Origin of the sequence: Acetobacter sp. DsW_54 (assembly GCF_002153575.1) — a bacterium.
Taxonomy (GTDB): Bacteria; Pseudomonadota; Alphaproteobacteria; order Acetobacterales; family Acetobacteraceae; genus Acetobacter; species Acetobacter fabarum.
The window spans coordinates 1-6798 of the sequence record NZ_JOPD01000038.1 but is presented as its reverse complement, the minus strand read 5'-3'; the positions used below and the strand labels follow the sequence as shown (position 1 = coordinate 6798).

Genomic DNA, 6798 nt, shown 5'->3' with positions numbered 1-6798 from the left:
TACCATAGGGTTCATCCTCCGAGAGTTTTACTCTCCGGTAAAACCGGGGCAGTTCACTACCGCCCCCTCCCAGCCTCCACCGATTGCTCGGAAGGACCTCACGGCAGCGCGGGCGGTTTCACTCTGATTGTCGGCTTGCCGGTCTTCCGCTGCGAGCAACTGGCGATTGGCATCGAGAACATCCGTTAACGGGATAACCCCGGCCTTGTAGGACTGGCTGGAAAGATCACGGGCTTGCGTTAAGGAAGCAACTTCGATCCCGAGGTCGTCTGCGCGCCGTTCAGATTGCGCCAAAGCCATGAAGGCATTTTCCACATCTTCTGCCGCATGAAGCACTGTTGACCGGTATTGCGCCAGTTGTTCTGCATAAGCTCCTTTGGCCTGCTGAACCTCGGCATCAATTTTGCCAAAGTCAAAAATTCTCCAACGCAGTGCCCCAGATGCAGACGGGCCAAAACCGGCAGGCGTAAACATCTTGTTCACGCTCAGGCTCTGGAACCCCAGAGCACCCGATAAGGAGAGCTTTGGATAATAATCTGCCAACGCTTGTCCAATACGAGCGTTTGACGCAGCAAGGTGCCTCTCTGCCGCAATAACATCGGGGCGACGCCTTAAAACATCTGCGGGCGTAACGTACCCAATAGACGGAATTGTTACGGCAGGCGCGGAAAGTGCCAGTTCCTGTGCATAGGTTCCCGGCTGTACCCCCATAAGAACATCCAGCCGGTTGAGCTGAACCGCCAAAGCAACCCGCAGCACCGGAATGCTCTCCCGCTCAGACAAAAGGAGCGCCTGCGCCTGATCAACCTCGCGCAACGATGCAACACCCCGGCCCCGCCTTTGCTGCACAAGGTCAAACAGATGCTGATCTGTTGCAACCTGATCCTGTGCAACACGTAGCCGGGCCTGATACCCACGGATCTGGAAATAGGCATCAGCGGCATCTGCCGCCACACTCACCCGCACACCTGCACTTTGCGCAACGGCTGCCTCGGCCTCATCCCGCGCGGCTTCGTGCCCACGCCGCAGACCTCCAAAAAGATCCAGCTCCCAACTGGCAACCCCATGCACATCATAAGCGCGCTGGTCACGGTTATAACCCGGAAAATTATGCGCTATTCGGCCAATCAGCCCTTCATTGGACAACCGATATGCCGAGGCCTGCGGCGCAAAATCCAGCGTGGGCAGCATTTGTGCAGCAGCGGCTTCCGCCGCACCATGTGCCTGCCGTATGCGGCCCATTGCTGCTTCAAGATCAAGGTTCTGCGCTAAAACACGTTGTTCTATACGCACCAGTTCGGGGTCGTGAAATCCCTCCCACCAGCGATCCAGAGGGAGCGGAACCTGCTCAGCAATATTGCCCTGAAGGCTGGGGTTACGAAACGCAGCAATATTGGCGTGCGGTGCCTTGTAATCCGGCCCTACTGCACAGGCTTCAAGGCTCAGCACAGCAGCAAATGATGCAAAGGCCCGACCAACCGGCAGAGGCCTTAGCGGCTTTGGCAGCATCTTTCGTGCAGTGTGATAGACAGCCATATGCTCATGCCCCGAGTATGGATCCAGAAAAACTGCCGGATCATGCAATACGAGTGAATGGTTTTCATATTCATCACTCGTTGTCAATATATGCTGGGGAAGCTATAAACTCTGGAGTGGACACAGCGGGATGAGATGATGACCAGACAACCATCAGGGCAGCGCGGGCCTGTCGATCACGAACGCCGGGATCAGATTATCGCTGCGGCCCATGAGCATTTCAGGCTTTACGGGTATAAAAAAACAACCGTTGCGGACCTGGCCAAGGCCATCGGCCTCTCGACCGCTTATCTCTACAAATTTTTTGAATCAAAAAAAGCCATTGGCGAAGCAATCTGCTCCCTCTGCCACAACACCCTTCTGGCGGACATTCAGTCCATTGTAAAAGACTCCATTACACCCCCTGAAAAACTGCGAAAAATCTTCCAGTCCCTTGCTCATAACGGAGCAGAACTTTTCCTGCACGACCGTAAGATGCACGACATTGTGGCCTCTGCGATTGAAGAAAAATGGCACGCGGCCATCGCCTTCGATCAGGAATTAAGCGGCATCATCCGCCACATTCTTCTGGAAGGCCGCGAGCAGGGAGAGTTCGAACGCAAGACCCCCATTGACGAAGCCTGCCGGGCGATCGTCCTGACCCTCCAGCCCATCCGGCACCCTGCTCTTCTGGAATACAACCTGGAAACGCTGGACGACGATGCAACGATGATAGCCAACCTCGTCCTGCGTAGTCTGGCTCCGTAAATTTATTAGTGACTAATTGACAAATTGATCACTAGTAAACAGGATGAGGCATCATTCTCGTCCTGGAGCGCTTCAATGGCCGTTTCGCGCCTGCCCCGCCTTACGGCGGCAACCTTACTCGCCACGCTAGGACTCACCGACTGCAAACGTGAGGATCAGCACGACCCACGTATTGCAGATCGGGTTGTGCAAGCTGCCTATATCGAACACGCAGGTAACGATTTTTACCAGTTTACAGGCACTGTCGTCGCACGCGTGCAAAGCGATCTGGGCTTTCGTGTTCAGGGCAAAATCATTCAGCGTCTGGTTGATGTCGGCCAGCCGGTAAAAGCCGGTCAGGTGCTGATGCGGCTGGACCCGACGGATTACGTTCATGCCCTGACAGCACAGACCGGCAGCATGGCGGCCGCCCGTGCCCATTGGGTAAAAGCGGCTGCTGATGAAAAACGATATCGCAGCCTTGTGGGAACAGGCGCGGCGTCCGCCTTGACCTATGACGAAGTGAAAGCCGAAGCGGATAGTGCCAGAGCACAGCTTGATGCTGCCATCGCTCAGGAAAAAATGGCTCGCAATCAGGATGATTACTCACTTCTCCGCGCTGATGCTGATGGAGTAATCGTCCAAACTCTGGCTGAACCCGGGCAGGTTGTGTCGAGCGGGCAAACAGTTATCGTGCTGGCCCATGCTGGCCCGCGTGAAGCCCGCATCGACCTCCCAGAAGGGCTTCGTCCCGCGCTGCAATCCCAGGTACAGGCCATTCTGTATGGCGGCACGCAGAGTGTACCGGCGTATCTGAGGCAGCTTTCAGATGCTTCAGACACCACGACGCGTACATACGAGGCCCGTTATGTGATGGAGGGTGAAGGCGCCGCAGCACCACTCGGGGCCACGGTGCAGGTGCGTCTCCCAACCGATGAGACGCATGAAAATCTGCAAGTTCCCTTGGGCGCTCTGGATGACGAAGGCGAAGGCCCGGGAATATGGGTTGTGGATGGCAAAACCTCCCGCGTGAGCTACCACAAAGTGCAGGTTACACGCCTGACAGAAGAAAACGCCGTGCTCAGGCTCACCGATGACCCCGCCCTGACAGTCGGGACAACTATCGTCGCCATAGGCGGGCATTATCTCCATCCCGACGAGCAGGTTGTACTCGCCCATGAGAAGGTTGCAATGCAATGAGCCGCTTCAACCTTTCCGCTCTTGCTGTCCGTGAACGCGGGATCACCCTTTTTCTGATTATCGCCCTCAGTCTTGCCGGAGCCTTTGCATTCAAACAGCTCGGGCGGGCGGAGGACCCTACTTTTACGGTCAAGAGTTTTACCATCTCCGCTGTCTGGCCCGGCGCCACGGCGCAGGAAATGCAGGACCTCGTGGCCGACCCGCTCGAGAAAAGACTGCAGGAGCTTCAATGGTATGACAGGGTCGAAACGCTAGCCAGACCCGGCATGACTGTCCTTCTGGTCACATTGAAGGACAGCACACCCCCTTCCGCAGTGCCAGAACAGTTCTATCAGGCGCGCAAAAAGCTTTATGATACCGCTCCTTTACTCCCGCACGGCGTCATGGGGCCTTTTGTTAATGACGAGTATAGTGACGTTGATTTTGCGGTTTATGCGATCGAAGGCCACGGCCTGCCCGAACGTCTGCTGGTGCGGCATGCCGAGACCGTAAGGCAGCGTCTTCTGCACGTGCCCGGCGTGCGCAAAGTTAATATTGTCGGAGAGCGCCCGGAGCAGATTTTCGTCAATCTTTCCAACCCGCGCCTCGCCACACTCGGCATCCGGCCGCAGGATGTTTTCAATTCTCTTGCCCGCCAGAACAGCGTTACGGCGGCAGGTTCGATTGATACCAGTGGCCCACAGGTTTTCATCCGTCTGGATGGGCAATTCAACGATCTCGACGCGATACGTAATACGCCCGTCGCCGCCAATGGCCGCACCTTCAAGATATCCGACATTGCAACTGTGGAACGCGGTTATGAAAATCCTCCGACCTATCTGATCCGACACAACGGCGAGCAGGCTCTGGTCCTCAACGTCGTCATGCAGGAGCATTGGAACGGGCAGACACTGGGGCAGGCACTCGACAATGCCGGCAAGACCCTCTCCTCCGGCCTGCCGCAAGGCGTTACCTTGACCAAAGTTGTTGATCAGGCGGTGAATATTCACGAGGCAGTCGGCGAATTCATGCTGAAATTCTTCGTCGCCCTTGTTGTGGTTATGATTGTCTGCCTCATCAGTCTGGGCTGGCGTGTCGGCATCGTGGTTGCTGCAGCGGTCCCTCTCACTCTGGCAACCGTCATGATCATCATGCATCTGACGGGCCGGGCACTGGATCGTATCACCCTCGGTGCTCTGATCATTTCGCTGGGCCTGCTCGTGGACGACGCGATCATCGCGATTGAGATGATGGTCGTGAAGCTTGAGGAAGGCTATGAGCGCACCAAAGCGGCCGCGTATGCCTGGAGCCACACGGCAGCCCCCATGCTGGCAGGCACTCTGGTTACGATCATCGGTTTCACCCCGGTTGGTTTTGCCAGATCCACGGCAGGCGAATACGCCGGAAATATCTTCTGGGTCGTGGGCTTTGCCCTACTGACATCCTGGGTTGTTGCCGTCATCTTTACCCCGTATCTCGGTGTGAAACTGCTCCCCGAAATCCATAAGGTCGATAACGAACACGGGTCGCCGTACATGACGCCCCGCTATCAGAAATTCCGTCGCCTCGTCGTCTGGGCCGTGCGTCGCAAATTTCTGGTTGCCGGAAGTGTAATTGCCGCATTCGTTCTCGCAGTCATTGGGATGGGCGCGGTGAAACAACAGTTTTTCCCGACATCCGATCGTCCCGAAGTTCTGGTCGAAGTCCAGATGCCCGAAGGCACGAGTATCGAAACAACCAGCAAAATCACAACAAGAGTGGAGAACTGGCTACGCGCCCAGCCGGAAGCCCACATTGTCACGAGCTATGTAGGAGCCGGTGCCCCTCGGTTCTTCTTTGCCTATAACCCCGAACTCCCCGATCCGTCCTTTGCGAAAATTATCGTTCTAACTCCGAACGAAAAAGCGCGTGATCGTCTGAAATTCAAGCTCCGCACGCAGGTTGCTCAGGGACTGGCGCCGGAAGCACGTATTCGCGCAACGCAGCTCGTCTTTGGTCCCTATTCGCACTTTCCTGTCGCGTTTCGTGTGATGGGTCCTGATGTCGACGAACTGAGGGCGATTGCCCGACAGGTGCAGGACATCATGCGAAAAAGCCCCAACACCCGTCAGGTCAACACCGACTGGGGTGAACGCACGCCCACAGCACATTTTGTACTGGATCAGGCCCGTTTACGGCTCGTTGGTCTGACACCCGAAGACGCGGCTTCTCAAATCCAGTTTCTTCTGCTTGGCATCCCGGTAACACAGGTGCGCGAAGATGTCCGGACCGTCGATCTGATCGCACGGAGTTCAGGCGGCGATCGCCTCGACCCTGCCCGCCTCAAAGACATGACCATCAGCAATAACGAGGGTAAGGCGATTTCCCTGAACCAGATCGGTCATATCGACTATCGCGCGGAAGATCCCATCCTGCGCAGGCGCGATCGCGTTCCGACCATAACCGTCCAAAGCGATATCGACGAGAACCTTCAACCCCCTCAGGTCTCAGCAGAAATTGAGACCGCCCTCACCCAGCTTAAGGCGACATTGCCGCCCGGATACCGCATCGAAACTGGCGGCAACACCGAGGAGGCCGGCAAAGCCAATCGAGCACTTCTCCCGATTTTTCCAGTAATGATCCTCCTGACCCTCCTCGTTCTGGTCATTGAAACACGCACCATGTCAGCCATGACGATGGTCTTTCTGACATCCCCCCTGGGTCTGATCGGCACTGTTCCTGTCCTGCTGCTCTTTCATCAGCCCTTTGGTTTCAATGCAATCCTGGGACTGATCGGACTGTCGGGCATATTGATGCGCAACACGCTAATCCTGATAGGACAGATCAAGGTTAATCAGGCAGAGGGGCTTGATCCTTTTCATGCCGTTGTTGAAGCCACCGTGCAGCGCGCGCGTCCTGTTATCCTGACTGCACTTGCTGCCGTGCTAGCATTCATCCCCCTGACTGAATCAGTCTTCTGGGGATCAATGGCTTTTACGCTCATTGGGGGAACTGCTGCCGGCACTGTGCTGATTTTGGTCTTTCTGCCAGCCTTGTATGCGATCTGGTACAAAATAAAGCCAAGCGCAGATGTCGAGCTAACCCCTTAATAACAATCCATTAAGCAAGATAGAGCTTGATACTGAAGCAGCTGCTACCGGGCCAGCAGCAACGACCTGCACTGGCTCGCGGCTAAGATCGAAACGTTAGTGGTGCCTAGCTGAGGAGGCTGGGATGATTCCTCATTCTTCTGCTGTTCGATAGCCACAAAAAAACCCGCCTGATGAGAGCGGGTTTGTCGTGTCTGTTCAGACGGATATGCGTGGTTGCGGGGGCAGGATTTGAACCTGCGGCCTTCAGGTTATGAGCCTGACGAGC

At 55.9% G+C, this 6798-nt stretch carries 4 protein-coding genes; 3 read left to right on the top strand and 1 reads right to left on the bottom strand.

The window, feature by feature from the left end; all coding sequences use genetic code 11:
- Nucleotides 1-27 precede the first annotated feature (27 nt).
- Nucleotides 28-1509: an efflux transporter outer membrane subunit gene (locus tag HK20_RS12005; RefSeq protein WP_086647280.1), complete on the bottom strand. Its 1482-nt coding sequence runs from the start codon at nt 1507-1509 to the stop codon at nt 28-30.
- 162 nt (nt 1510-1671) lie between these two features.
- Between HK20_RS12005 and HK20_RS12000 the strand changes: the two genes are divergently transcribed.
- The 3 genes from HK20_RS12000 to HK20_RS11990 all read left to right on the top strand — a co-directional run bounded on the left by HK20_RS12000 (nt 1672) and on the right by HK20_RS11990 (nt 6530).
- Nucleotides 1672-2283 (top strand): TetR/AcrR family transcriptional regulator, encoded by a 612-nt coding sequence (locus HK20_RS12000; protein ID WP_233129205.1) that lies wholly within the window; start codon nt 1672-1674, stop codon nt 2281-2283.
- Nucleotides 2284-2358: 75 nt separating this feature from the next.
- Nucleotides 2359-3462 carry an efflux RND transporter periplasmic adaptor subunit gene (locus tag HK20_RS11995; protein WP_086647279.1) on the top strand — a complete coding sequence of 368 codons (1104 nt, stop codon included), beginning with the start codon at nt 2359-2361 and terminating at the stop codon, nt 3460-3462.
- Nucleotides 3459-6530, top strand: coding sequence for an efflux RND transporter permease subunit (locus HK20_RS11990; protein ID WP_086647278.1), 3072 nt, complete (start codon nt 3459-3461; stop codon nt 6528-6530). Before HK20_RS11995 ends, HK20_RS11990 begins: the two co-directional genes overlap by 4 nt.
- The last annotated feature ends 268 nt before the right edge of the window (nt 6531-6798 follow it).

What these genes read in the sequence shown, in the direction of transcription:
- HK20_RS12005 (WP_086647280.1), bottom strand. Translation starts at nt 1,509, where the DNA reads ATGCTGCCAAAGCCGCTAAGGCCTCTGCCGGTTGGTCGGGCCTTTGCA.
- HK20_RS12000 (WP_233129205.1), top strand. Translation starts at nt 1,672, where the DNA reads ATGATGACCAGACAACCATCAGGGCAGCGCGGGCCTGTCGATCACGAA.
- HK20_RS11995 (WP_086647279.1), top strand. Translation starts at nt 2,359, where the DNA reads ATGGCCGTTTCGCGCCTGCCCCGCCTTACGGCGGCAACCTTACTCGCC.
- HK20_RS11990 (WP_086647278.1), top strand. Translation starts at nt 3,459, where the DNA reads ATGAGCCGCTTCAACCTTTCCGCTCTTGCTGTCCGTGAACGCGGGATC.